This is a genomic window from Pseudomonas sp. ChxA (assembly GCF_030263855.1).
GTDB lineage: Bacteria > Pseudomonadota > Gammaproteobacteria > Pseudomonadales > Pseudomonadaceae > Aquipseudomonas > Aquipseudomonas fluorescens_CB.
Window position 1 is genome coordinate 3,978,902 of record NZ_JARPMK010000001.1, and the last position, 20,400, is coordinate 3,999,301.

General features: G+C 60.8%; 20 protein-coding genes. 11 read left to right on the forward strand and 9 right to left on the reverse strand.

What is annotated here, in order from left to right:
• Window positions 1-49: 49 nt before the first annotated feature.
• From P5706_RS17755 to P5706_RS17770, 4 genes are all read right to left on the reverse strand, one after another.
• Entirely contained in the window at window positions 50-1,483 is a 1,434-nt protein-coding gene (locus tag P5706_RS17755; RefSeq protein WP_285680505.1) for an NAD-dependent succinate-semialdehyde dehydrogenase, read from the reverse strand.
• Complete coding sequence (locus P5706_RS17760) at window positions 1,480-2,514, reverse strand: aldo/keto reductase (RefSeq protein WP_285680507.1); 1,035 nt, start codon at window positions 2,512-2,514, stop codon at window positions 1,480-1,482. The genes P5706_RS17755 and P5706_RS17760 overlap by 4 nt, the downstream gene beginning before the upstream one ends.
• 10 nt (window positions 2,515-2,524) lie before the next feature.
• A complete protein-coding gene (gene fae / locus P5706_RS17765; protein WP_285680510.1) occupies window positions 2,525-3,037 on the reverse strand; it encodes a formaldehyde-activating enzyme in 513 nt (170 codons plus the stop codon).
• Window positions 3,038-3,153: 116 nt separating this feature from the next.
• Window positions 3,154-3,621, reverse strand: a complete 468-nt coding sequence (locus tag P5706_RS17770) for a GNAT family N-acetyltransferase (protein ID WP_200434195.1) — start codon at window positions 3,619-3,621, stop codon at window positions 3,154-3,156.
• A 248-nt stretch (window positions 3,622-3,869) separates the two neighbouring features.
• On the opposite strand from P5706_RS17770, the gene P5706_RS17775 reads away from it, so the two are divergent.
• Together P5706_RS17775 and P5706_RS17780 are read left to right on the forward strand one after the other, a co-directional pair.
• Window positions 3,870-5,120 (forward strand): ribonucleotide-diphosphate reductase subunit beta, encoded by a 1,251-nt coding sequence (locus P5706_RS17775; protein WP_005788524.1) that lies wholly within the window; start codon window positions 3,870-3,872, stop codon window positions 5,118-5,120.
• Between the two features lie 130 nt (window positions 5,121-5,250).
• The gene (locus P5706_RS17780) at window positions 5,251-5,739 is read left to right on the forward strand and encodes a DUF1289 domain-containing protein (protein ID WP_285680513.1); all 489 of its coding nucleotides are present in this window, start codon (window positions 5,251-5,253) and stop codon (window positions 5,737-5,739) included.
• A gap of 8 nt (window positions 5,740-5,747) precedes the next feature.
• On the opposite strand, the gene P5706_RS17785 is transcribed toward P5706_RS17780, so the two are convergent.
• Window positions 5,748-6,356 carry a LysE family translocator gene (locus P5706_RS17785; RefSeq protein WP_285680515.1) on the reverse strand — a complete coding sequence of 203 codons (609 nt, stop codon included), beginning with the start codon at window positions 6,354-6,356 and terminating at the stop codon, window positions 5,748-5,750.
• A 112-nt stretch (window positions 6,357-6,468) separates the two neighbouring features.
• Here P5706_RS17785 and P5706_RS17790 point away from each other — a divergent pair, with 112 nt between their 5' ends.
• On the forward strand, window positions 6,469-7,332 hold the full coding sequence (locus P5706_RS17790) for a LysR family transcriptional regulator (protein ID WP_099548300.1): 864 nt from the start codon (window positions 6,469-6,471) through the stop codon (window positions 7,330-7,332).
• Window positions 7,333-7,339: 7 nt separating this feature from the next.
• On the opposite strand, the gene mdeB is transcribed toward P5706_RS17790, so the two are convergent.
• Window positions 7,340-10,018: an alpha-ketoglutarate dehydrogenase gene (gene mdeB, locus P5706_RS17795; protein WP_285680518.1), complete on the reverse strand. Its 2,679-nt coding sequence runs from the start codon at window positions 10,016-10,018 to the stop codon at window positions 7,340-7,342.
• A gap of 191 nt (window positions 10,019-10,209) precedes the next feature.
• Here mdeB and P5706_RS17800 point away from each other — a divergent pair, with 191 nt between their 5' ends.
• The 3 genes from P5706_RS17800 to P5706_RS17810 all read left to right on the forward strand — a co-directional run bounded on the left by P5706_RS17800 (window position 10,210) and on the right by P5706_RS17810 (window position 13,147).
• The gene (locus tag P5706_RS17800; protein ID WP_285680520.1) at window positions 10,210-11,124 is read left to right on the forward strand and encodes a class I SAM-dependent methyltransferase; all 915 of its coding nucleotides are present in this window, start codon (window positions 10,210-10,212) and stop codon (window positions 11,122-11,124) included.
• 149 nt (window positions 11,125-11,273) lie between these two features.
• On the forward strand, window positions 11,274-11,990 hold the full coding sequence (pcsA, locus tag P5706_RS17805; protein ID WP_200434200.1) for a phosphatidylcholine synthase: 717 nt from the start codon (window positions 11,274-11,276) through the stop codon (window positions 11,988-11,990).
• A 377-nt stretch (window positions 11,991-12,367) separates the two neighbouring features.
• Window positions 12,368-13,147 (forward strand): TSUP family transporter, encoded by a 780-nt coding sequence (locus P5706_RS17810; RefSeq protein WP_285680523.1) that lies wholly within the window; start codon window positions 12,368-12,370, stop codon window positions 13,145-13,147.
• On the opposite strand, the gene nudC is transcribed toward P5706_RS17810, so the two are convergent.
• Both nudC and P5706_RS17820 read right to left on the reverse strand, forming a co-directional pair.
• Window positions 13,115-13,948 (reverse strand): NAD(+) diphosphatase, encoded by an 834-nt coding sequence (nudC, locus tag P5706_RS17815; RefSeq protein WP_200434790.1) that lies wholly within the window; start codon window positions 13,946-13,948, stop codon window positions 13,115-13,117. The genes P5706_RS17810 and nudC overlap by 33 nt on opposite strands.
• A gap of 5 nt (window positions 13,949-13,953) precedes the next feature.
• A complete protein-coding gene (locus P5706_RS17820; protein ID WP_219267018.1) occupies window positions 13,954-14,766 on the reverse strand; it encodes a crotonase/enoyl-CoA hydratase family protein in 813 nt (270 codons plus the stop codon).
• 192 nt (window positions 14,767-14,958) lie between these two features.
• Here P5706_RS17820 and P5706_RS17825 point away from each other — a divergent pair, with 192 nt between their 5' ends.
• Window positions 14,959-16,248, forward strand: a complete 1,290-nt coding sequence (locus tag P5706_RS17825; protein ID WP_285680527.1) for a chloride channel protein — start codon at window positions 14,959-14,961, stop codon at window positions 16,246-16,248.
• Window positions 16,249-16,289: 41 nt separating this feature from the next.
• Entirely contained in the window at window positions 16,290-16,844 is a 555-nt protein-coding gene (locus P5706_RS17830; RefSeq protein ID WP_285680529.1) for a UPF0149 family protein, read from the forward strand.
• 6 nt (window positions 16,845-16,850) lie between these two features.
• Here P5706_RS17830 and P5706_RS17835 read toward each other — a convergent pair whose 3' ends face one another.
• Window positions 16,851-17,480, reverse strand: a complete 630-nt coding sequence (locus tag P5706_RS17835) for a lytic polysaccharide monooxygenase auxiliary activity family 9 protein (protein WP_200434794.1) — start codon at window positions 17,478-17,480, stop codon at window positions 16,851-16,853.
• Between the two features lie 329 nt (window positions 17,481-17,809).
• On the opposite strand from P5706_RS17835, the gene P5706_RS17840 reads away from it, so the two are divergent.
• The 3 genes from P5706_RS17840 (at window position 17,810) to P5706_RS17850 (ending at window position 20,399) form a co-directional block, all read left to right on the forward strand.
• Window positions 17,810-18,610, forward strand: coding sequence for an isocitrate lyase/PEP mutase family protein (locus P5706_RS17840; protein WP_285680532.1), 801 nt, complete (start codon window positions 17,810-17,812; stop codon window positions 18,608-18,610).
• Window positions 18,611-18,721: 111 nt separating this feature from the next.
• Complete coding sequence (locus P5706_RS17845; RefSeq protein ID WP_285680534.1) at window positions 18,722-19,978, forward strand: 3-phosphoshikimate 1-carboxyvinyltransferase; 1,257 nt, start codon at window positions 18,722-18,724, stop codon at window positions 19,976-19,978.
• A 31-nt stretch (window positions 19,979-20,009) separates the two neighbouring features.
• Window positions 20,010-20,399 (forward strand): hypothetical protein, encoded by a 390-nt coding sequence (locus P5706_RS17850; protein ID WP_200434797.1) that lies wholly within the window; start codon window positions 20,010-20,012, stop codon window positions 20,397-20,399.
• Window position 20,400 lies beyond the last annotated feature (1 nt).

The following is a 20,400-nucleotide window of genomic DNA, read 5'->3' on the forward strand; positions in this document are numbered from 1 at the left end:
CCCACCGCTATCGCAGGCAAGCCAGCTCCCAAATCAGGACTGCGTAGTCTTACAGCCCTCCCATCAACAGGTATTTGATCTCCAGGTAATCATCCAGCCCATACTTGGAGCCTTCACGGCCCAGGCCCGATTCCTTGATCCCACCGAACGGCGCAACCTCGGTGGAGATGATCCCTTCGTTGATGCCGACCATGCCTGCCTCCAGGCCTTCGGCCATGCGCCACACGCGGCCGATATCGCGGCTGTAGAAGTAGGCGGACAAGCCGAACGGCGTGTCATTGGCGCGTTGCAGCACTTCGGCTTCATCCTTGAAACGGAAGCACGCGGCCACCGGGCCAAAGGTCTCTTCCTGCGCGATCAGCATGTCACCCTGGGCTTCGGTGAGGATGGTCGGTTCGAAAAAGGTCCCGCCCAATGCATGGCGACGGCCGCCGCAGAGCAGTTTGGCGCCCTTCTCCAGCGCATCGCCCACATGCGCTTCAACCTTGGCCAAAGCCGCTGCATTGATTAACGGGCCTTGTTCGGTGTCGCCATCCAGCGCACTGCCCACGCGCATGGCGCTGACGGCTTCGGCCAGTTTGCGCGTGAAAGCGTCGTACACGCCGTCCTGGATAAAGAAGCGGTTGACGCACACACAGGTCTGCCCGGTGTTGCGGAACTTGGACGCCATGGCGCCTTTGACGGCGGCGTCCAGGTCGGCGTCGTCAAACACGATAAACGGCGCGTTGCCGCCCAGTTCCAGCGAGACTTTTTTAAGCGTGTCGGCGGCCTGGCGCATCAACAGTTTGCCGGTGCGCGTGGAGCCGGTGAACGACAACTTGCGCACCACGCTGGAAGCTTGCAGCGCACCGCCGATGGCCACCGCATCGCCGGAGACGATATTGAACACACCGGCCGGAATGCCCGCCTGCTCTGCCAGTACCGCCAGGGCAAACGCCGACAGCGGCGTTTCTTCCGAGGGTTTGAGAATCATCGTGCAACCGGCCGCCAGCGCCGGGCCGACCTTGCGGGTGACCATGGCCAGCGGGAAGTTCCACGGCGTGATCGCCGCGACCACGCCAATGGCTTCCTTGGTCACGATAATGCGTGCGTCGGCCTTGTGGGTCGGTATCACATCACCATAGGCGCGCTTGGCTTCTTCACCAAACCACTCCAGGAAACTGGCGGCGTAGACCACTTCGCCCATGGCTTCGGCCAAGGGTTTGCCCTGCTCCAGGCTGAGCAGTTGGGCCAGGTCTTGCTGATGGCTGAGCATCAACTCGCTCCAGCGCTTGAGGCGCTGGCTGCGTTCCTTGGCGGTAAGCTTGCGCCAGGCCGGCAGCGCGCGGTTGGCGGCGTCGATGGCCAGGTTGGTTTCTTCAGCGCCAGCGCGTTGCACCTCAACGATCAGCGTGCCATTGGCCGGGTTGACCACCGGGTAAGTCGGCGCACCGCTGGCCCATTGACCATCGATGTAGTTGCCAGTACGGATCAGCGGGTTCATGCCACGGCCTCGATCAGGTTGAAACGGTCCAGGCCCGGGCGGGCCGCGCGCAGGATGCGCTTGCCGGCGGTGTAGTCATTGATCACGTCGCACGGGGTGTAATTGCGTTCCAGCTCGTGCAGTTCTTCGGCGTCGAATTGGGTGTCCAAGGCCGCCAGCGCGCTGTCGAACTGCGCGGTGGTGTCGGCGCCCACCAGCATCACGTCGACGCCTGGGTGGTTGGCGACCCAGGCCTGGGCGATCTGTGCATTGGACACGCCACGGGCACGCGCCACACGCTGAACCGAATGGGCGATGTCGAACGAAGCCTGGTCGCTGTACATCTGCTGGGTGAAAAAGTCGGTCTGGTTGCGCGTCGACTGCACTTCGCCGGTCAGCAAGCCACGCGCTAGCGGGCTGAACACCGAGACGCCCAAGCCCTGGTCGCGGCAGAACGGGATCATCTCGCGCTCTTCTTCGCGGTAGGCGCAGTTCAGTTGCAGCTGCATATTGATCGGCTTGACCCAACCATTGCGTTCGCAGGCCATGAGGATTTTCGCCAGTTGACCGGTGAGCATGGTCGACACGCCGATGTAGCGGGCCTTGCCGGAACGCACGATGTCGTTCATCGCCGCCATGGTTTCTTCGACCGGGGTGTTCACATCGAAGTAATGCAGCATGAACACGTCGACGTAATCCATGCCCAGACGGCTAAGAGACGCGTCGATGCTGTCCATGATGTGCTTGCGTGAGTGGCCGCTGGCATTGATGCCACTGCGGGTGCCGTAGCCGACCTTGGTGGTGACCACAATGTCTTCACGCCGTGCCACACGCTTGAGGATGCGCCCCACCACTTCTTCGCCAACGCCTGCGGAATAGAAGTCGGCCAGATCAATGAAGTTGACGCCGTTGTCCAGGGCGTGAGCGACGATCGGCTCGCTTTGCTTTTCATCGAAAATCCACGGTTTCCAGTCCGGGGTGCCCATGTTCATGGTACCCAGGCACAGACGCGAAACTTGCAGGCCGGAGTTGCCCAAACGAATGTATTGCATGGCAGTCTCCTCAGGCCTTTGGCGTATAGAAAGGGTTGCTGATGTGGTTGACCACATCCGCCAGTTGCGCGGTGTAAGGCGAGCCATTGAGGGCCGCGCGGATCGCGGTGCGGCAGGCGTTGTAGTTGTTCAGGTAGACCGCATCGAGGTCGTCGCAGCCTGGGTTGACCCAGTTGGCGGTGACAATCGCCCACTCGTCTTCGGCTTCGGGCGGCAAGGTGCCGTCCAGCAAGGCTTCGAGCACCGCCTTGGCGATGCCGGCCTGGGACGCGCCCCAAGTGGCGTTGCCGTGCAAGTCGCTGCCGATCGCGGCCTTGTTGACGTAGAGGGTCATGGGTTTGACCGGGATATTCGGCTGGGCAATCACCATGAACGGGCAGTGGCCCTGGCTTGGGGACGCGAGGCTGTTGGCGAACGCTTGGCCGGCAGGGCCGTTGCGTGGGCCGATCAGAATATTGATGTGGGCAGCATTGACGCCTGGGCCTTCGAAGCCTTCGCCGATGTACAGATCAAGTGCTTTCATTTTCGCAAACGCTCGTTGTTGTTATGGGGAGCTGGTTGGCGAATTTTTAGCACTGACGGCAGAAGCGCCCGTAACCATTAAAAGTCATGGGGCTGTGAGTTTTTATCATGGCTCTGCTATAGGGCGAGCTCCATCTTGATGATCTCGATGGACACCGGGCTGTTGCCCCGGCTGAAGGTGCCCTCGCCGACCTTGCGAAAGCCGAAGGCGGCATAGAACTTTTCGGCGTTGAGGGTCGCTTCCAGGTAAGCCTTGGCGTGGCCGGCGTTCTTGATGCGCTGCAAGGCTTCATTCAATAAGCGTGCGCCAATGCCCTGCCCGGCTGCATCGCCACGCACAAACAGTTTGCTGATTTCATTGCCGTCGATTTCGATAAACCCCTGCAGCCTGTCGGTGTGTGCCAGCCACAGGTTGCCGGCGGCGATAGGTTCGCGGTAGGTCGCCGGTGAGCGGCCGTCGAGCCACATGGCGATCTGTTCGGGGCCGTAGTCGCCTGTGCAGAGTGTTTCGACGGAGTTCTTATGCACCTCGAAAAGGTTTTGCGCGTCTTCCAACGTGGCGGATCGGATCAGTATTTTTTTCATTCCCTTGAAATTCCACCGTCAGTCAATGAACCCAGGCTTTATAGCTCAACGGGCGCTGTGCCGCGACCCAAGACCGCACATCTTGTGCGTTGACCTGTTTTGTTACACACCATATAGTGTGCCCACAAACACAAACCACCACTACATAGTGTGCAGTATCGGTATTTACCGACCACACTCTGCGCAGTATTTCAATGCCTTGAAGCCTGCAAAAACCTATTTTTCGAGTACCAGGAAGGAGAATTTCAATGTTGAGTTGGGATGAAGTCGACAACGAAGACACCGGTGCAGCGGTGATCAAAGGCGCCAACGCCGGCCACGCCAGCGAAGCCAACATGGACCGCCTGGACGGTGCCGGCGCCGCTGCCGCCCTGGAAGCGCGTAACGTGACCGCCAACGACTCGGCCGCGATCATCCGCGCCAAGGCCGCCCTGGACAAACTCGACGTCGCCGAAGGCCTCGCCGAGCTCGAAGGCTCCGCCGCCCGCGTCGCCGTTGACGAAAAGCGCATGATCAACTGCCGCGCCGACCTCAACCAACTAGTGCCCTTCAAGTACGACTGGGCCTGGCAAAAGTACCTCGACGGCTGCGCCAACCACTGGATGCCGCAAGAGGTCAACATGACCGCCGACATCGCCCTGTGGAAAAACCCCGAAGGCCTCACCGACGACGAACGCCGCATCGTCATGCGCAACCTCGGCTTCTTCTCCACTGCCGATTCGTTGGTCGCGAACAACCTGGTGCTGGCCGTGTACCGCCTGATCACCAACCCGGAGTGCCGCCAGTACATCCTGCGCCAGGCCTTCGAAGAAGCGATCCACACCCACGCCTACCAGTACTGCATCGAATCGCTGGCCATGGATGAAGGCGAGATCTTCAACATGTACCACGAGATTCCATCGGTCGCCAAAAAAGCCGCCTGGGGCCTCAAGTACACCCGCTCGATCTCCGATCCGAAGTTCGAAACCGGCACCGTCGAAACCGACAAAGAACTGCTGCGCAACCTGGTCGCCTACTACTGCGTCCTGGAAGGCATCTTCTTCTACTGCGGCTTCACCCAGATCCTGTCCATGGGCCGCCGCAATAAAATGACCGGCGTCGCGGAACAGTTCCAGTACATCCTGCGGGATGAGTCGATGCACCTGAACTTCGGTATCGATGTGATCAACCAGATCAAAATCGAAAACCCGCACTTGTGGGATGCCGAGATGAAGGAAGAAGCGACCCAGATGATTTTGCAGGGGACGCAGCTGGAGATTGAATACGCGCGCGATACCATGCCGCGCGGGGTTCTCGGCATGAATGCGGCGATGATGGAGGATTACCTCAAGTTCATCGCTAACCGTCGTCTGTCGCAGATCGGCCTGAAAGAAGAGTACCCAGGGACGACCAACCCGTTCCCGTGGATGAGCGAGATCATGGACTTGAAGAAGGAGAAAAACTTCTTCGAAACCCGCGTGATCGAGTACCAGACCGGTGGTGCGTTGAGCTGGGATTAAAAATGTAGGAGCGGGCTTGCCCGCGATGGCGGCGGGTCAGTTAAGCATGTATTGGCTGACACTCAGCTATCGCGGGCAAGCCCGCTCCCACATGGGTTAGCGGTATTTTTTAGACTTGCGTACAAACTTTATGCCCAACCAAACCATCAAAACGCCCTGCGTCGGCCTGTGCTCGACCGTTTACGGCGACCTGGTCTGCCGGGGCTGCAAGCGTTATCACCATGAAGTCATCCAGTGGAATGGCTACAACGCCGACGAAAAGCAGGCGGTGTGGCTGCGCCTGGAGCAGTTGTTGGTGCAGGTGATGGCCAGCAAGTTGGAAGTGTTTGACCCCAAGCTTTTGCGCCAGCAACTTGAAACCCGCAAAATTCGCTTTATGCCACACCAGTCGCCGTACTGCTGGGCATACCAGCTGATTGCCCGGGGCGCGCGGGTGATTTCCAGGCTGGATGCGTATGGGCTGGCGTTGCTGCCGGAGTTCCGCGAGCGCCATCTGGCGGATTTGCGTGATGCGATTGACCGCGAGTTTTTCCTGCTGTCCGAGGCGCATTACGAGCGCTATATCGCACCGGGCTTCTTGAAAGAAGCCTTTGGGCCAGCACTGATTGCCACCTTCTAGACTTGCCGTCAGCGATGGACAGGCAGCGCTAACCCGAACAGCACAAAAAAACCACCGCAGACTTTATTGAATCGGCGTCCGGTTCGGGCTAACCAGGGCCTGACCCGATGTGCTGCGCTGGCCACCAGATATTCAACAACAAACTCCACCACGGCGTAGGTCAGCGCAATGGCGGCCGTCTGCGCGATGAGGCTTCGGTGTGGGTCCAGAAAAGGTGGAATGAAGGCGGTGAACAGCAGCAGCGCCTTGGGGTTTGAAATCGCCGATACCAGCCCTTGGCGAAACAGCGACCAGCTTCGCAGGCTGGTCGTAACGGCTGCCTCAAGACTCACAGGCGCCGAGCGCCACAACCCAAACCCCAGCCAGATCAGGTACAGCCCGCCAACCATCTTCAGTGCCGTGAACCAGGTGGCAGACGCCTGGATCAGTGCCCCCAAGCCTAAAGCGCAAAACGACAGCACCACGGCAAAACCGAGCACGCCGCCCGAAATCGTGAAGAGTGTTTTGCGGCGCCCGTGAATGGCGCCATGGGTCAGCACTAATAATGCATTGGGCCCTGGCACTATAGCGATGCCGCAGCAGGTAACCAGGTAGAGCAACCAGGTGTCGAATGGCATGGTCAAATCCAGCAGGCAGGGGTTGAGGCCAGGATTTTGCGGGTGAACAAACCTCTTGAAAAGCGCATAATTTACGTCACAGCCATTCGATTAACGAATAGAGGTCACCTGGATGCCTGCCAGCAATTTGCAGATCGATTGGCTCAAATGCTTTGTCGCCGTGGTGGATGCCGGCTCGCTCTCTGGTGCGGCCCATGAGGTCAACCGCTCGCAGTCCGCCGTCAGCATGCAAATGAAAAAACTGGAGGCCGCGCTGGGGCGGCAGTTGTTAAGCCGTGGCCCGCGTCACCTTCAACTGACGGCGGACGGTCAGTTACTGCTGGGCTACGCCCGGCGCCTGCTCGCACTGCACGCCGAGACCCAGGCGGCCTTTCACGGTGAAGAATTGACCGGACGCATCCGCCTTGGCGTTGCGGAAGACTACGCGGCAATGTATCTCACGCCGGTGCTCAAGCGTTTTTTGCCGCGCTATTCGGGTGTGGAAATAGAACTGACTTGCGAACAGTCGGCCGCACTCATCCCGCGTGTGCGCAGCGGCGATCTTGATCTTGCACTCGTGTCGCGTGACGCCCCTCAAAGCGGCACTTTTCTGTTCAAGGAACCCATGGTATGGGTCGGTTCGCCCCAGTTCGAACTGTGGAGGCGCGATCCACTACCTATAGCCGTCTACGAAAGTGCAAGCCTGGCCAGACGTTATGCGGTGAACTCACTGAGCCAAAAGGGACGTGAATTCAAGGTGGTGTACAACAGCTCCAGCCTTGCCGGCCAACTAGCCGCCGTTGAAGGTGGGCTGGCGATTGCCGCAATCACCCAATGTACCGTGCAGGCATCGCTTCAGGTTCTGGGCAGCGAGCACGGCTTGGGCAGAATTGAACCCATGGAGGTTTCAATCCTGCGAAGCCGGGCCTCGCGCGGGTCTGAAGCGGTTGATAGCCTGCATGCATTCATCATCAGCTCACTGAGGCAACAGGCTTAACTGGGGTTCAAGAGGTCCAGGAAGGCTCGCGCTCCGCCTGCACGCCATACCGCTCGATCGCTTGGCGACAAACATCGGGCTCCAGACTGCCCTGCTCCACCAATGCCGTCAGTGCCGCCAGTACAATGTGGTGGCGATCCACCTCAAAGAAATCGCGCAAGGCTGCCCGCGTGTCACTGCGCCCAAAACCGTCTGTGCCTAACACCGTGTAGCTGCTGTCCAGATACGAAGCGATCATCTGCGGCACCGCCCGCACATAGTCGGATACGGCAATCACCGGCGCACCAGCGGGCAAACAGTCGCTCACATGACTGACGCGCTTTGCCTCTTGCGGATGCAATCGATTCCAGCGCTCCACCTCCCGCGCATCGCGTGCCAGTTCGCTGAAACTGGTCACGCTGAATACCTCGCTCGCCACTTGCCAATCTTCGGCCAGTAACTGCGCGGCTGCCTGAGCCTCACGCACCAGTGTGCCCGAGCCGAGCAGGCGCACCTTGGCATCCGCAGCACTTTGCAACCGATACATGCCCTTGATAATCGCCGCCTCCACACCCGCCGGCAGCGTCGGTTGCGGGTAGTTTTCGTTCATCAGGGTGACGTAGTAGAACTCGTCCACATCGTGCTCCAGCATTTGCCGCATGCCGTGGTCGAGGATCACCGCGAACTCGCCGGCAAATGCTGGGTCGTAGGCGCGGCAATTGGGTACTGTCGCGGCCGTGAGGTGGCTGCTGCCGTCCTGATGCTGCAAGCCCTCGCCGCCCAGGGTGGTGCGCCCGGCGGTGGCGCCGAGCAGAAAACCTCGGGCGCGCTGGTCGGCGGCAGCCCAGATCAGGTCGCCGACGCGCTGGAAGCCGAACATCGAGTAATAGATATAGAACGGCAACATGCGCAGGCCATGCACGGAATAACTGGTGGCGGCCGCTACCCAGGAGCTGATGGCGCTGGCTTCGCTGATGCCTTCTTCGAGAATTTGCCCGTCGGTGGCCTCGCGGTAGCTGAGGATCGAGCCGATGTCTTCGGGTTCGTAACGTTGCCCAACACTGGAATAGATGCCGATCTGCTTGAACAGGTTGGCCATGCCGAAGGTACGCGCTTCATCCGCCACAATCGGCACGATGCGCGGGCCCAGCGCCTTGTCCTTGAGCAGGTTGGTGAGCATGCGCACAAACGCCATGGTGGTGGACATTTCCTTACCCTCGGCTGCCGTGGCGAAACCGGCGTAAGCCGCCACCGGCGGCACGCTGACGGGTGCGGCCAGCGGGCTGCGGCTTGGCACATAACCGCCAAGTTTGTGCCGACGTTGGTGCAGGTAACGCAGTTCAACGCTGTCCTCGGCGGGTTTGAAAAAACTTAAGGATTCGGTCTGCGCATCCGTCAGCGGCAATTGGAAGCGATTGCGAAAGGCGAGCAGCGCGTCACGGTCGAGCTTCTTCTGCTGGTGTGTGGTCATCTTGCCTTGCCCGGCTTCGCCCATGCCGAAGCCCTTTTTGGTCTGGGCCAGGATCACTGTGGGCTGGCCTTTGACCCGGCGCGCGGCGTGATAGGCGGCGTGGATCTTGACCATGTCGTGGCCACCGCGCTTGAGGCGATCGATCTGTTCGTCGCTCATGCCCGCCACCAGGGCCGCCAGCGACGCGCTTTGGCCGAAGAAGTGCTCGCGGTTGTAGGCGCCGTCTTTGGCGGCGAAGGTCTGGAATTGCCCGTCGACGGTGTTCGACAAGGTGTCCATCAGTGAACCGTCAGTGTCCTTGGCCAGCAAGGCGTCCCAGTCCGAGCCCCACACCAGCTTGATCACATTCCAGCCGGCACCGGCAAACAAGGCTTCGAGTTCGTCGATGATGCGCCCGTTGCCACGCACCGGCCCGTCGAGGCGCTGCAGGTTGCAGTTGACCACCCAGGTCAGGTTGTCCAGGCCTTCGCGGGCGGCCAGGGTCAGGGCCGACATGCTTTCCGGCTCGTCCATTTCGCCATCGCCGAACACGCCCCAGACGTGACGCTCGGCGGTGTCCAGCAAGCCGCGATGTTGCAGATAGCGCATGAAACGCGCCTGGAAAATCGAGCTGATCGGGCCGATGCCCATGGAGCCGGTGGGGAACTGCCAGAAGTCCGGCATCAACCACGGGTGCGGGTAGCTGGACAGGCCGCGTGCCCCGGCTTTTGGCCCACCGATTTCCTGGCGGTAGTGCGCCAGGTCGTTTTCCGTCAGGCGGCCTTCCAGATAAGCACGGGCATAAATTCCCGGTGCCGAATGTGGCTGGTAGAACACCAGGTCGCCACCGAAGGTGTCGCTGCGCGCTCGGAAGAAGTGATTGAAACCGACTTCGAACAAGTCCGCCGCACTGGCATAACTGGCGATATGGCCACCCAGCTCGCCATACGCCTGGTTGGCGCGCACCACCATGGCCAAAGCGTTCCAACGTACCAGCGAGGCGATGCGTTCTTCGGTGGCCAGGTCACCGGGAAACGCCGGTTGCTGCTCAACACTGATGCTGTTGATGTAGGGCGTGCCGTGACGCGGTTTCCAGTCGATGTGCGGTGCGCTGCCTTCACGGGCCAACAGGTCGAGGATCTGGCGCGCGCGTTCTGGCCCGGCATTGGCCACCAGCGAGGCCAGGGCGTCGCGCCACTCATCCAGTTCTTGCGGGTCTTGGGCTGTGTGATTGACTGCACTCGCGAAACCGTTCATGGGCACCTCCGGGCTTTTTTTCCAGTTCATGTCGGTGCCTGAGGATTTTTTGCCTGTTATCAGGCGCAGGTTCAAGCATTTTGAGCATGAATCACTGCTAATCATCTTTTTAGCAGCACGTTGTGCTCAAACACGACGCAGCACCGCAACTGTGTTTAAAATGCCGCCCGCTCAACGACTGACGCTCAACGATGAACCCAGACGCACTCGCTACCCTGCACGCCCATTTGCTCACCGCCCTGGCCCACCCGCCGAGTGAAACCCGGCGCCTGTTCCACGGCCGTGGCCGCTGCTGGCCGGGCCTGGAGCAACTGACGGTGGACTGGTTGCAGGGCGTGCTGCTGGTCTCGTTGTTCAAGGAACCCGAGCCTGCGCAGCTCGAAGCCCTTAAACAACTGCTGCAAACGCAGTTCAGCGCTTACACCGTCGCCTTGCAACACCGCTACTTGCCGCAAAGCACCACCGAATGGCTCGCGGGCGAGGCCGTTGACGAACTGACCATTACCGAAGGCGGCCTGCGTTACCTGATCGACCTGGGTAAAAAACAGAACAGCGGGCTGTTCCTCGACATGCGTTACGGCCGCAACTGGGTGCGCGAACAGGCCAAGGGCCAGCGCGTGCTCAACCTGTTCGCCTACACCTGTGGTTTCTCGGTGGCCGCCATCGAAGGCGGCGCCGACCATGTGGTGAACCTGGACATGGCCCGTGGCGCCTTGAGTCGCGGGCGCGACAACCATCGCCTCAATGGTCATGACCTGAGCCACGTCAGCTTCCTGGGCCACGACCTGTTCAAGTCCTGGGCCAAGGTGACGAACAGCGGCCCTTACGATCTGGTGATCATCGACCCGCCGTCGTTCCAGAAAGGCAGCTTTCTGCTGACCAAAGACTACCAACGCGTGTTGCGCCGCCTGCCGGATCTGCTCACAGCCCACGGCACGGTGTTGGCGTGCATGAACGACCCGGCCTTCGGTGAGGACTTCCTGATTGACGGCGTAACCCGCGAAGCACCGGGCCTGCGCTTTGTGCAGCGATTGGAAAACCCGCCGGAATTTCCCGATGTCGACCCGCAAAGCGGTTTGAAGGCATTGGTGTTCCGTCAGGGTTGATGCCGAAACGTCTGACCCTTGCTACGCTAAGTGATACACCGGGGCGGTGAACCTTATCCCCCCCTTCCCGGTCGATACCTGCATTCCCCGGCCAGACTCGACGGCGTTACGTCGTCGGCTGCCCTGTTTCATCTTTTGGAGAGCCGCCCGTGATATCGACCCTGCATGTAGCCAGACTCAAAGCCTGGGGCGCCCACGGCTTTACCGCCACCGGCGTGGTGCTGGCGTTCCTGGCCACCCTGGCATTGCTGGAAAACTCACCCAAGGCCTGCCTGCTGTGGCTGGGCCTGGCGCTGGTGGTCGATGGCGTCGATGGCTCGCTGGCGCGACGGGTAAATGTCAGCACGGTACTGCCCAGCTTTGATGGGTCGGTGCTGGACCTGGTGATTGACTACCTGACCTATGTGTTTATTCCGGCGCTGTTCATCTACCGCTACATCGACCTGCCGGACTTCACCCACCTGTTTACCGTGTCGGTGATCCTGGTGTCGTCGCTGTTCTGCTTCTGTAATGTGAACATGAAGAGCAAGGACAACTACTTTGTCGGCTTTCCTGCGGCGTGGAATGTGGTGGCTCTGTGCGTTTACATCATCCAGCCGGATGCCTGGGTGACCCTTGCCACAGTGATCGGCCTGGCGCTGCTGACCGTGACGCCGATGAAGTTTCTGCACCCCTTCCGGGTCAAGCGCTTTATGCCGATCAACATCGCCGTGACCACCATATGGTTGCTGTGCAGCTTTTTGATGGTAGTGGATTACCCCAATACCAACCCATGGACGTTTGGGTTGTGGTCGGTGATGTCGGCTTATTTCCTTGGGATTTGCGTGTGGCGCACGGCGTTGGAGTGGTTGGGTACCCATAAATAGCCGGGCGGGCACGGTTTAAAGGTGGGAGCTGGGTTGGCTGTCTGTCTGCCTGCGATGGCGTTGGGTCAGTTACATCGGTTGGGCTTGCGCCACTGCTATCGGCGCAGTTTTATCTTGGGGGCATATCCGTTATTTAGGCCACGGCTACTATTGGTTCCGCTCTTACAGCGGGTCACTTTTGCAAGGACGCAAAAGTGACCCGCTGTAAGAACGGAACCCTACTCAGCCGTTACCGCAGCAACGGATATGTACACCACCAAAAGACCATCATCGCAGACAACCCAGCTGCCACATTTGGATCTGGGTACATGCGGCAGGTAAGATGGCGATCTTTGGCGCAGCCCTTTTCTGCGCCCTGCCAATAATAAGCCCTGCCCATGCCCTTCGAACTCAGCGTTGACCTGACCACCCTCGCCATTCTTGCCTGCGTGGCCTTTATCGCCGGCTTTATCGACGCCATCGCCGGCGGCGGCGGGCTGCTCACCACGCCGGCCTTGCTCACCGCCGGCATGCCACCGCACCTGGTGTTGGGCACCAACAAGCTCAGCTCAACCTTCGGCTCCGCCACTGCCAGTTTCACCTTCTACCGGCGCAAGCTGTTCCACCCGCGCCAATGGGTGCATGCCATCGTCGGTACACTGGTCGGTGCCTTGGCTGGCGCCGTGGTCGCCCATTACCTGCCCGCCGAAACCCTGAACAAAATGCTCCCGGTGATCGTGTTCGCCTGTGGTGTGTATTTGCTGTTCGGCGGCACGCCCAAGGCACCGCTGGATGCCGATGCACCGATCAAGAAGAAATGGCAGTCCACCCAAGGCTTCGGCCTGGGTTTCTACGACGGTGTGGCCGGCCCCGGCACGGGTGCGTTCTGGACGGTGAGCACGATGCTGCTGCACCCCATCGACCTGGTCAAAGCCAGCGGTGTGGCGCGCAGCATGAACTTCGTCAGCAACGCGGCGGCGCTGTCGGTGTTTATCTTCAATGGCTCGGTGGACTGGATCGTCGGCCTGGCGATGGGCGTTTCGGTAATGTGTGGCGCGTTCTTTGGCGCACGCAGCGCAATCAGCGGCGGCGCCAAATTCATTCGCCCGGTGTTTATCACCGTGGTCCTCGGCCTGACGGTGCGCCTAGCCTGGCAACACTGGTTCAGCGTGGCCTAAACGGCGCGCCAGGTAGAGGTCGATCAGGTAACGCGCAATCGAGCGTGACGCCGGCAACGGCGGCAAGTCGTGGATGTTGAACCACTGCGCGTCTTCGATCTCATCGGCCTGGGGCACGATGTCGCCGCCGGCGTACTCGGCATGGAAGCCCAGCATCATCGAGTGCGGGAACGGCCAGCACTGGCTGCCCATGTACTGGATGTTCTTGACCTCCACCTGCACTTCTTCGCGCACTTCGCGGATCAGGCAGTCTTCGGCCGACTCACCCGGCTCGGCGAACCCCGCCAGCGTGCTGTACACACCCGTGACAAAACGCGGCGACCGTGCCAGCAGGATCTCGTCGCCACGGGTCACCAGCACAATCATGCTTGGCGAAATGCGTGGGTAGCTGCGCAGGTCGCAGGCCTGGCAATACATCGCACGTTCGCGCGGCACCTGGGCCATGGCCTGGCCGCAACTGCCACAGAACCGATGCTCCCGCGCCCAGGTGCCGATCTGCGCGGCGTAGCCCAGCACTTTGTAAAGGGTGTGGTCGCCCTGCAACATAAAGCCGCGCAGGCCCTGCCAACTGCAACCTGGCACCTCGGCCGCCGCGTTGAGTTCCAGCAGGTACACCGGCTCACCGTCGAGGTGGCCAATGCCATGCTCGGCGAATACCGACAGGTCCTGGCGCTTGAGCCATTCACGCGGGAACAGCGGGCCATTGGTGTCATGCAAAAAGCCCTCGCGGCTGCGGGCGACGGCCCAGCCGCCAGGGGCGTCGTTGTCCAGCAGCGTTGTGGTAATCCAGCCTGGGGTCATGTCAGTCAATCCACGAATTCGGGTTTCTGCTTACTCATATGGGCCGCGATGGCCACGCGCAGGTCGTTGGATTGCAACATAGCCGAGTTCCAGGTGGCAACGTATTCCAGACCATCATTGACCGTATGGTCACGCATGTAGCTGATCATGGCTTTGGTGCCGGCCACGGCAATCGGTGATTTGCTCGCGATTTCATGGGCAATTTCCATTACACCGGCCAACAGGCTGTCCTGATCGGGATACACACGATTGACCAGGCCGATGCTGCGCGCTTCTTCTGCGCCGAACGGGCGACCGGTGTAGGCCAGTTCACGCAACATGCCGTCGCCAATGATGCGTGGCAGCCGCTGCAAGGTGCCGACGTCGGCGGCCATGCCGATGTCGATTTCCTTGATCGAGAACTGCGCACCTTCGGCGGCGTAGCGCATGTCACAAGCGCTGATCAGGTCGATGGCGCCGCCGATGCAGTAACCCTGGATCGCCGCCAGCACCGGCTTGCGGCAGTTGTCCACGGCATTGAACGAGGCTTGCAACTCGAGGATCTTGCGCCGCAGCAAGCGTGCATTGCGGCCCACGTCCTTGCCGAAGCTATTGGCTACCGAGGCCATCATCATCAAGTCGATACCAGAGGAGAAATGCTTGCCGGCGCCGCTGAGCACCACCGCGCGCACGGCGTCGGTGTCTTCGACCCATTGGAAGATGTCGATGATCTCGGTCCAGAACGCTGCGTTCATCGCGTTGATCTTTTCCGGGCGGTTGATCTGCACATGGGCAACGTTGCCAGTGAGTTCGACGATGAAAGCTTGGTATTCGGACATGGCAGTGATCCCTGACTGGCGAGTAATAAGGCTCGAACTATAACAAGGGAGCATGACGGCGCATCGGCCAAAAACGGGACTGGCAAAAGTAACGAAATATTGTGGGCGCCGAGTTTATGGCCTGCCGATACATTTCACCCAGGAGCCGCGCTTTATCGGCTATACACTCAGGGCCACTGCCTGGAGCCCGCTATGCCGTCCACCTTTCGTTCATCATTGATTCTGGCCCTGGTGGTCGTGCTGACCGGCATTGGCGCCGGGCTGGGCGGGATGCTGCTGGCGTTACTGCTGCATGGCATCCAGCACCTTGCCTACGGTTACAGCCTCGACAGCCTGGTCAGCCACGAAACCTTTTTGTGGGGCGTCACCGCTGCCGCGCCGGAGCGCCGCCTGCTGGTGCTGGTGGTGTGCGGCCTGGTCGCCGGGCTGGGCTGGTGGATGATTTATCGCTATGGCCGCCCGCTGGTGAGCATCAAACAGGCCGTGTCTGAAAAGATGCCGATCATGCCGCCCAAGACCACCCTCGCCCACGCCGTGCTGCAGATCATCACCGTGGCGCTTGGCTCGCCATTGGGCCGTGAAGTGGCGCCGCGTGAAGTCGGCGCGCTGGCCGCGACCTGGCTGTCACAACGCGCGCGCCTGGAACCGCACATGCACCGATTGATCGTAGCCTGCGGTGCCGGTGCCGGGTTGGCGGCGGTGTATAACGTGCCATTGGGCGGCGCGGTCTTTGTGCTGGAAGTGCTGGTGGGCGCCTTCAGCTGGCCGGCGGCGGTGATTGCGCTGGCGACCTCGGCGATTGGTGCGTCGGTGGCGTGGATCGGGCTGGGTGCGGAATCGCAATATGTAGTGCCGCACTTTGTGCTCAGCCCGGCGCTGATCGCCTGGGCGGTGGTATGCGGGCCGGTGTTTGGTGTGGCGGCCTATGGGTTCAGCCGTTTCACCGCCGGCGCCAGGGCCAACGCCGCACGCGGCTGGCGCCTGCCAGTTATGTCGCTGATCAATTTCACGTTTATCGGCGGGCTGGCGATGCTGCTGCCGCAGATCCTCGGCAATGGCAAAGGCCCGGCGCAACTGGGCTTCGACAATGAGCTGACGATAAGCCTGGCCGCCATCCTGCTGCTGGTCAAGGTATTGATCACTGCGAGCAGCCTGCGTGCGGGCGCCGAGGGTGGCCTGCTGACGCCGGGCCTGGCCAATGGCGCGCTGCTCGCGATTCTGCTCGGCGGTGCCTGGAGCCTGGTGTGGCCAGGGGTGCCGCTGGGCGCATTTGCGATCATCGGCGCGGCGGCGTTTTTAGCGTCCAGCATGAGCATGCCGCTGACCGCGATTGTGCTGGTGGCCGAATTTACCCGCATCGAGCATGACTTTCTGGTGCCGATCATTCTGGCAGTGGTGGGTTCGATGTGCGTGAGCAAGCTGTGTCAGCGCTGGGAAATAAGTGGAAAAAAGCCCGCCCAAGCGCCATCCTCTGCGCTTTAAGCCGCCCACTTCGCGGCGCTCGACGTTTAAAGGATATGCCCATGCTCGCCCACCCCCTCACCCCTGCCGATTTCGACTTCATTGACGAAACGCTGTTGAAATACGGCGACGATCATTCGGTGCTGAACCTGGCTGAACTCGACGGCTATTTCACCGCGCTGGTCTCCAGCCCGGCACAGGTGGACGTCGCTGAGTGGTTCCCGGCGATTTGGGGCGGGCAGAACCCGGCCTGGGAAAACGTGGAAGAAGCCCAGCGCTTCCTTGAGCTCTGCGTGCGCCATATGAATACGCTGGCGGCGCTATTGGCCACCAATGCGCAAGGCTTCAAGGCGCGCTTCGATGACACCGAGCATCAAGGCCAAACCCTCACGCTGGCCGAGGAATGGTGCTTTGGTTATATCCGTGGCGCCGCGATTGGCAACTGGCCAGAACTGCCTGCCGAACAGGCGGCGCTGCTGGAGAAGATTTCCTGGTGCGCCGAGCAGGACAACTTTGAACTGCCCGCAGACCTGGATGTAAACGCCCACCAGCAGCGGGCTCGAGCTATCGAACCCGCTGCGCGGGCGTTGCATGATTACTGGTTGGCCCAGCGTTAACAGCGCTTATTTGAAGTCCAGGTCAAACGCCTGATAGAACGCGTTGCCGGTGTTGGCCACGATCCACATCAACACCACCACATGCCGGCCTTGCTTGCCCTTGGGCAACGTGACCTGGTGTTCGACCTTGGCTTTCATTTCATCGGCGTGCTGGTAGTACGGCACCTGGGTGTAGAAGTCTTCGAAAAACGGCTTGGCCTCCAGTTGCGCACGGCTGATGCGTTGCTTGGGGTCCCAGCCATCCTTGGTGATCAGCCAGCGATAACCACGGGTGACGTGGGCGGCGGTGTACTCCCACTGCACCTTGAACACCTGGCCTGCCTCAACATTAAGCAATGGCCAGGTAAACGGTGTGTTGAGCTTTTTGCTCATCTCCTCGTCCGTGAAGTTGATGCAATCGCGGTCGTCGGTCTTGCCGCCGCTCAAAATATGTCCGTCGGCCGGCGGCGTGACACTTTGATCATCGGTTTCATAAGGTGCCGGGAATGGCCCGGCGGTGAGCGATGGGAAGTTTTTGCCGCCTTCCATCTCGTTCACCTGCCAGTTACCGAGCAGCCCGCGCTCCACCGCCACTGAACCACGGCTGGGCGGGGTCACCACGCGACCGTGACGAAGTTGGGTCTGGGGTTTGTTCATTTCATTCACTCCTTGATTGAATGTGCCCCGTCATGGAGCACGCCTTGAACTTACCTTGGCGGATTTTATTGTCCAACTGCCGCTTCTCTCAGAAAGCTCGTACATCGCCACCGTTTCGCGAAGCAAAAGCCGTTCTCCTGCATCGGCTTTGTGCTTTGTCCTACCCGATAAGAGGCGGTACGGCTACAAATCGCGACATGGATAAGACGTCAAGTCGACACCAATGTGGGAAATATCGACCTGCACGGTGTTATCCATTGCGACCCTCCCCCGATTCTTGCTATCACAGGCGCCTCCAATAAAACGCCTGCTCAAAGGATTGATCGACCATGACTGACCACGCTGACACCTTCCATGCCCTGCACCACGACAGCCTGTTGATCCTGCCGAACGTCGCCGACGCCGGCGATGCGCGCCTGGTGGCGCAGCTGGGGAGCAAGGCGGTTGCCACCAGCAGCGCCGCCGTGGCTTGGGCGCATGGCTACAAAGACGGCAATCAACTGCCGCAGCCGCTGTTGATCAGCACGGTGCAGTCCATCGTGCGGGTCATTGACGTGCCCTTGAGCGTCGATATCGAAGGCGGTTATTCCGACGATCCGGAGCACGTCGGCAAATTGGTCAAGGCACTGATAGACGCCGGTGCCGTAGGCATCAACCTGGAAGACGGCAGCGGTTCGCCAGAGCTGTTGGCACGTAAAATCGAAGTGGCACGCCGGGTCGCAGACAGTGCTGGTGTGAAACTGTTTATCAACGCCCGTTGCGACGTGTACCTCAAAGGCCTGGCGCCCGAGTCACAGCGCCTGGAGGAGCTGTTGCGTCGTGCACGTCTTTATCAGCAAGCAGGCGCCGATGGCTTGTTCGCCGCAGGTATCCACCTTGAACACGAAATCCAGCAGTTGTGCCAGGCGACTACCCTGCCGGTAAACGTGCTGGCCTGGAACGGCCTGCCCACTCCAGAGGTACTGCAAGCGTTGGGCGTGCGCCGTTTGACTGCAGGCTCCAGCATTGCCGAGTTCCTCCATGGCGCCATGCATCAGCTCGCGGCCGGATTCCTGCGTACCGGCACATTGCAGACCCACGAGTTCAAGGCGTTCACCTATGGTGAAGTTAACGCGCTGATGGCGCCGTAATACGCGCCGTACAACGATCCCTGCTCGACAAGGGTGGCGTGTTTGGCTGATTATTCGGGTCCGCCCGTCGGCCACTCCATACCGCCTTGCCTTGATCAGGAGCCTTGTACCTTGAGTTCGCAGAAAACCGTGACCGTTACACCGCCCAATTTCGCCCTGAACGGCAAGGTCGCGCCCCCCGGCTCCAAATCCATTACCAACCGTGCCCTGCTGCTGGCGGCCCTGGCCAAGGGCACCAGCCGCTTGAGCGGCGCACTTAAAAGCGATGACACCCGCCATATGTCGGTGGCCCTGCGCCAGATGGGCGTGAGCATCGATGAGCCGGACGACACCACCTTCGTTGTGACCGGCTCCGGCAAACTGCAATTGCCCTCGCAGCCACTGTTCCTCGGCAATGCCGGCACCGCGATGCGTTTTCTGACTGCCGCCGTCGCAACCGTCGAAGGCACTGTGGTACTCGACGGCGACGACTACATGCAGAAACGCCCGATCGGCCCGTTGCTGGCCACCCTCGGCCAGAACGGCATCCGCGTCGACAGCCCGACCGGTTGCCCGCCCGTGACCGTGCACGGCGTAGGCAAAGTGCAGGCCAGGCGTTTTGAGATTGATGGCGGCTTGTCCAGCCAGTACGTGTCGGCGCTGCTGATGCTCGCCGCCTGCGGCCAGGCGCCGATTGAAGTGGCATTAACCGGCAAAGACATCGGCGCGCGTGGCTACGTCGACCTGACGCTGGACTGCATGCGTGCGTTCGGTGCGCAGGTCGAGGTGGTCGACGACACCACCTGGCGCGTGGCCCCCACCGGTTACAGTGCCCATGACTACCTGATCGAACCCGACGCCTCCGCCGCCACTTATCTGTGGGCTGCCGAAGTGTTGACCGGCGGGCGCATCGACATCGGCGTGGCCGCGCAGGACTTCACCCAGCCGGACGCCAAGGCCCAGGCCGTGATCGCCCAGTTCCCGAATATGCAAGCCACGGTAGTCGGCTCGCAGATGCAGGACGCAATCCCGACCCTGGCGGTGCTGGCCGCGTTCAACAACACCCCGGTGCGCTTCACGGAACTGGCCAACCTGCGCGTCAAGGAATGTGACCGTGTACAGGCGCTGCACGACGGCCTCAACGCGATTCGTCCAGGTTTGGCGACCATCGAGGGCGACGACCTGCTGGTGGCCAGCGACCCGGCACTGGCCGGCACGTCCTGCAATGCACTGATCGACACCCACGCCGACCACCGCATCGCCATGTGCTTTGCCCTGGCCGGGCTGAAGGTGGCGGGTATTCGCATCCAGGACCCGGACTGCGTGGCCAAGACCTATCCTGATTACTGGAAGGCCTTGGGCAGCCTTGGGGTAACGCTCAGCTACTGAGCCAGCACGTCGGCGTAGGGAGGGAATGCACATGACAATTCGCCAACCCTGCCCACCCGGCGTCTGTGCCTGTGACCGCGAACACCTGCTGCAAGCGCCCGGCGCCGACCTGCGCATCCTCAGCCTGACGCGTCAGGAAGAAAAAAAGCTGGTCGAGCGCCTGGAAAACCTCCAGAGCCTGCAAGACCTGGAACACATGCAACAGAAGATGTTCGAGCTATTGGGCATCCGCGTGCAGGTGGCGCCAGGGCACACCGAGGTCAAGAGCATGCGCGGCATACAGATCAACATCGATGAGCAACCCGGCCTGTGCCGCAAGACCCGCCAGGCGATTCCGGCAGCGATCCGTCGCGGCATGGAGAGGCGCCCGGAAATCGCCTACCGCCTGTTGGATGCCCACGATCTGTTTCGCGAAGGCTGAT

Excerpts from the sequence above, each read along its gene's own strand:
- P5706_RS17825 (WP_285680527.1), top strand. The coding sequence starts at position 14,959 with ATGCCGTCCACCTTTCGTTCATCATTGATTCTGGCCCTGGTGGTCGTG.
- fae (WP_285680510.1), bottom strand. The coding sequence starts at position 3,037 with ATGAAAGCACTTGATCTGTACATCGGCGAAGGCTTCGAAGGCCCAGGC.
- P5706_RS17850 (WP_200434797.1), top strand. The coding sequence starts at position 20,010 with ATGACAATTCGCCAACCCTGCCCACCCGGCGTCTGTGCCTGTGACCGC.
- P5706_RS17835 (WP_200434794.1), bottom strand. The coding sequence starts at position 17,480 with ATGAACAAACCCCAGACCCAACTTCGTCACGGTCGCGTGGTGACCCCG.
- P5706_RS17800 (WP_285680520.1), top strand. The coding sequence starts at position 10,210 with ATGAACCCAGACGCACTCGCTACCCTGCACGCCCATTTGCTCACCGCC.
- P5706_RS17755 (WP_285680505.1), bottom strand. The coding sequence starts at position 1,483 with ATGAACCCGCTGATCCGTACTGGCAACTACATCGATGGTCAATGGGCC.
- P5706_RS17810 (WP_285680523.1), top strand. The coding sequence starts at position 12,368 with ATGCCCTTCGAACTCAGCGTTGACCTGACCACCCTCGCCATTCTTGCC.
- P5706_RS17785 (WP_285680515.1), bottom strand. The coding sequence starts at position 6,356 with ATGCCATTCGACACCTGGTTGCTCTACCTGGTTACCTGCTGCGGCATC.
- P5706_RS17830 (WP_285680529.1), top strand. The coding sequence starts at position 16,290 with ATGCTCGCCCACCCCCTCACCCCTGCCGATTTCGACTTCATTGACGAA.
- mdeB (WP_285680518.1), bottom strand. The coding sequence starts at position 10,018 with ATGAACGGTTTCGCGAGTGCAGTCAATCACACAGCCCAAGACCCGCAA.
- P5706_RS17780 (WP_285680513.1), top strand. The coding sequence starts at position 5,251 with ATGCCCAACCAAACCATCAAAACGCCCTGCGTCGGCCTGTGCTCGACC.
- P5706_RS17760 (WP_285680507.1), bottom strand. The coding sequence starts at position 2,514 with ATGCAATACATTCGTTTGGGCAACTCCGGCCTGCAAGTTTCGCGTCTG.
- P5706_RS17820 (WP_219267018.1), bottom strand. The coding sequence starts at position 14,766 with ATGTCCGAATACCAAGCTTTCATCGTCGAACTCACTGGCAACGTTGCC.
- nudC (WP_200434790.1), bottom strand. The coding sequence starts at position 13,948 with ATGACCCCAGGCTGGATTACCACAACGCTGCTGGACAACGACGCCCCT.
- P5706_RS17790 (WP_099548300.1), top strand. The coding sequence starts at position 6,469 with ATGCCTGCCAGCAATTTGCAGATCGATTGGCTCAAATGCTTTGTCGCC.
- P5706_RS17775 (WP_005788524.1), top strand. The coding sequence starts at position 3,870 with ATGTTGAGTTGGGATGAAGTCGACAACGAAGACACCGGTGCAGCGGTG.
- P5706_RS17840 (WP_285680532.1), top strand. The coding sequence starts at position 17,810 with ATGACTGACCACGCTGACACCTTCCATGCCCTGCACCACGACAGCCTG.
- P5706_RS17770 (WP_200434195.1), bottom strand. The coding sequence starts at position 3,621 with ATGAAAAAAATACTGATCCGATCCGCCACGTTGGAAGACGCGCAAAAC.